A 3,587-nucleotide genomic window follows, 5' to 3' on the forward strand; every position below is an offset into this window, starting at 1 on the left:
CTGTTGGTACTTCAATTATAGCCGGTGGGGCTCATTTTGTCTTTAAAAAAGAAACATCCCTCGACCATTTTTTTTCAAAATCGGTCGAGGGATGTATTCATTTTAGGGGAGTTTTTTCCCAGCCCCTAATACCTGGCCCTGAGGTAAATTATAGTTGCAGTTACGCTTGCCGTTTTACCTGCATGATACTTTTAAACTAGTTTACTTTATAAATACACTTAAATAGTTTCTTCTATAATATATACTGAAATTTGATACTCATTCAAACTCTTTAAAACGTATACTTTATGCCCAGTAGGGACCATCATGAATACAAAACAGGCATCAAACCTTCAATAAGAGGTTTGATGCCTGTTTTCGTATGACATTATAATTGTTTATTTGGCAAAATTTTTTTTGACTGTGTTCTCAGTCTTAAAATCGCGATGCCGTGAGTGATTAGAACACGTAGTGCTGCGTAAAACGGTACAGCTAGTATCATGCCAATCAGTCCGATTAATTGACCTGCGATTAAGATAAGAAAAATGATGGTTAAAGGATGAATCTTCAATTTTTTTCCGATAACTTGAGGTGCAATCAGGTTGCTTTCGATTTGCTGAATGATAACCACAGCTCCGACAGTTAGCAGGGTCACAACTGGCGATGTAAACAAAGCAACCATTACCGCAGGAATACTTCCAATCCAAGGGCCGAAATAAGGGATAATATTTGTCACGCCGGCTATCACTGCCAGCAGCAAGGCGTAGTCGAGGCCTATTAGCAGAAAGGCAATTAAACAGAGAACCCCTACAAAAAAACAGACAATACCTTGACCTTGAATGTAAGAAGAGAGCGTATAATCAATCTCTTTTAATATACTTTTTACCTCACCTTGCTGGTCTGCATGAAACAGTTTGACAAAGGAACGATTAAAGCTACTTGAGTCTTTCAGTAAATAAAATAAGAGAATAGGCAGAAGAACCAAGACAAAGAGTGCACTCGCTACTGTTCCAATCACCGAGCCGAATCCGCTGACTAATCCTCTTCCCATACGATTCAGTGTGTTGGTAGCTGTTTCGATATAGCCGTCTATATCAATAAACTGTTCATCCTGTAATTGACTAATGCGATTGAATAGATCAATTTCAAGAGCCCAGTCCTCAATTCCGGAAATAATAGAGGGGATATTGGTAGCCAGGCTGACCATCTGCTCCTGAAGAATCGGACCAAGCAGAGCCAGACCGAACAGTAGTCCTCCAATTAATATGACATACATAATCAGAATCGAGACACCTCTAGGTAGTTTTTTACTGAGCAGATTGACAAATGGCCGGAGTAGGTAGAATAGAAAACCGGCTAAAATGAGTGGGATAAACATCGTTTGAAAGGCCACTCGAAAAGGGGTGAAGAACCAGCTGATCTGGCTACCCATAAAGATAATTAAGAAAAGCAGTAATATATTCTTGCCTATTTTAAAGAATTTTTCGTCCATCATTGTGCTCCTTTGTTTCGCGTGATTTAGACTCATACGAACACATAATATTTAACTATAGTATACCATAAGATTAAGGGGTGAAATCTATCTGTCTTAAGTTTACGCGCCCAACGGCTGCTACATTTACTATTGCAGTGATTATCCAGATTAAAAAAATAATAGCCCGAAAACTATTGACCTGGGTCAACGTTAAGCGGACTATTTGCTGTTTATGAGATATAGTTTTTAGAAGTTTATTTTAAGTTTGACTGGCTGTGCTGGTTTCGGGAGAGTTTGACGGGTAGAGAATACGGGTCACATCTTTAATGCCGATTCTTTCATCGTTCTCTCTTTTTTGTCTCAGCATTTCTTCCAAAGCTTTTAATTGATCCTCGTTCATTATCCTCTCACTCCCTCCGCAAAACTATTATATAACAGAGAGTATACATCAATAATGTAAGCGTTTCAATCATTTTGACTAATTATTCAAAAAAGTTAAATGTCTGTAATAAACATTGTTTATAAATTTGAAGTTATTCTATACGGATAACTTCAAATTATGTCTTTGATATTTAATCATCCAGCAGCTTGTTAAATTCAGACATTACATTTGTAACTTCCGGTCCAATAATTAACTGGTAATTACTTTCTGATGCTTTAACTAAACCAACTATGCCAGTCTGCTTTATCCGCTCTTCATTAACTTTAGAAGGATCAATAGTGGTAACCCTTAGTCTAGTCACACAATTATAAGCCTCTTCTATATTATTCTTACCACCAAGAGCTTCCAATAGTTTTTTAGCTAAATAGGAATAGTTATTAGTTGCTAAATTAAATTCTTTTTCTTCTTTAGAAATTTCCTCAGTAAAGGTTTTATTATCTTCTCGGCCAAGTGTTTTCAAACCCATCTTCTTTATCACATAGTAAAATGTGAAATAATATAAGAAGAAAAAGACTACGCCTACCGGAATTATTAATAAGGGATTTCGTGCTATATTGAATCCTAGTATATAATCTACCAGTGAGGCTCCAAAAGAGAATCCCATTCTAATATCTAACAGGTATGTTGTGATACCAGCTAACCCTGCGTAGAATGAATGGATAACATAAAGTATTGGTGCCGTGAACATGAATGTAAACTCAACAGGTTCAGTTATATTAGTAATAAAAGAAGTCGTAGCTCCACTACCCATAACGCCCTTTACTCTATTTTTGTTATCTGAGTACGCTGCTCTATAAATAGCTAGACAGATACCTGGAATTCCAAACATCATAACTATAAAGAATCCGGCGAGGAAAAGTCCAGCAGTAGGATCTCCATTTAAAAATCTGGGGATTTCTCCTTGAACCAGCTGCCCTGACTCTGTAGTGAACTCGCCTAAATCGAAATAAATATACGAATTAATGACATGGTGTAAGCCGAACGGTATTAATAAGCGGTTAAAGAACATGAACATTCCAACGCCTAAAGCTCCCATTTGAACCCATGTTTGAGCAAATGCATCTATTCCAGTTTGCATAATGGGCCATAGGAAGCCGAACAGAAGTGCAACAAATGTTTGAATTATTAAAATCATTGTAAGGGGAAATCGTTCACCCGCGAAAAACGAGAAAATTTGAGGAAGCTGTTGATTTTTATACCGATTGTATGTCCAGCTAGCAACGCCACCAGATACAATCCCGCCAAATATGCCCATATTTATATCAGGGTTTATAACCTCTAGTCCTTGCCTTAATGTAAGTATTGCGAGTATTGCGGTTAGTGCAGCCATGCCTTTATCTTTAGCTTTTGCAAATCCAAAAACAACTCCTATAGAAAACAATATATCCAAATTACCGAATACAGCACTACCTGCTGCAGATAATATAGGAATATTTAATAAATCGTCCGATGAAATCCTTAAAAGTATACCTGCAAGTGGCATTGCTGAGACAGGTACTAACATCGACCTACCTAATTTTTGAATGGCTCCTTTAATATCCATTTTATACCCTCCCATTTTTTATAAGTAGTTACCAATTTTTTTATATTTTTAACATGTTTTAAAGCAACTAACGTTGCTCTGTCAATAAAAGTGCAAAAAGGCACCTCTTCCCCCCTTAATCTGATAAAATGAAGTTCACTAAAACAAAC

The 3,587-nt window shown here is 36.9% G+C and carries 4 protein-coding genes; all 4 read right to left on the minus strand.

What is annotated here, in order from left to right; translation table 11 throughout:
- Window positions 1-367 precede the first annotated feature (367 nt).
- The gene (locus ACYVLS_RS09190) at window positions 368-1,471 is read right to left on the minus strand and encodes an AI-2E family transporter (RefSeq protein WP_460323807.1); all 1,104 of its coding nucleotides are present in this window, start codon (window positions 1,469-1,471) and stop codon (window positions 368-370) included.
- 241 nt (window positions 1,472-1,712) lie between these two features.
- A complete protein-coding gene (locus tag ACYVLS_RS09195; protein WP_460323809.1) occupies window positions 1,713-1,853 on the minus strand; it encodes a hypothetical protein in 141 nt (46 codons plus the stop codon).
- A gap of 172 nt (window positions 1,854-2,025) precedes the next feature.
- Entirely contained in the window at window positions 2,026-3,438 is a 1,413-nt protein-coding gene (locus ACYVLS_RS09200) for a PTS transporter subunit EIIC (RefSeq protein ID WP_460323811.1), read from the minus strand.
- Window positions 3,408-3,587, minus strand: a 180-nt coding sequence (locus ACYVLS_RS09205; RefSeq protein WP_460323813.1) for a hypothetical protein, incomplete at its 5' end; no start/stop codon positions are given. The genes ACYVLS_RS09200 and ACYVLS_RS09205, both read right to left, overlap by 31 nt.

The sequence above is a fragment of the Alkalibacterium psychrotolerans genome (genome assembly GCF_054784355.1).

Coding starts and splice junctions, on each gene's coding strand:
- ACYVLS_RS09190 (WP_460323807.1), bottom strand. CDS start 1,471: ATGGACGAAAAATTCTTTAAAATAGGCAAGAATATATTACTGCTTTTC.
- ACYVLS_RS09195 (WP_460323809.1), bottom strand. CDS start 1,853: ATGAACGAGGATCAATTAAAAGCTTTGGAAGAAATGCTGAGACAAAAA.
- ACYVLS_RS09200 (WP_460323811.1), bottom strand. CDS start 3,438: ATGGATATTAAAGGAGCCATTCAAAAATTAGGTAGGTCGATGTTAGTA.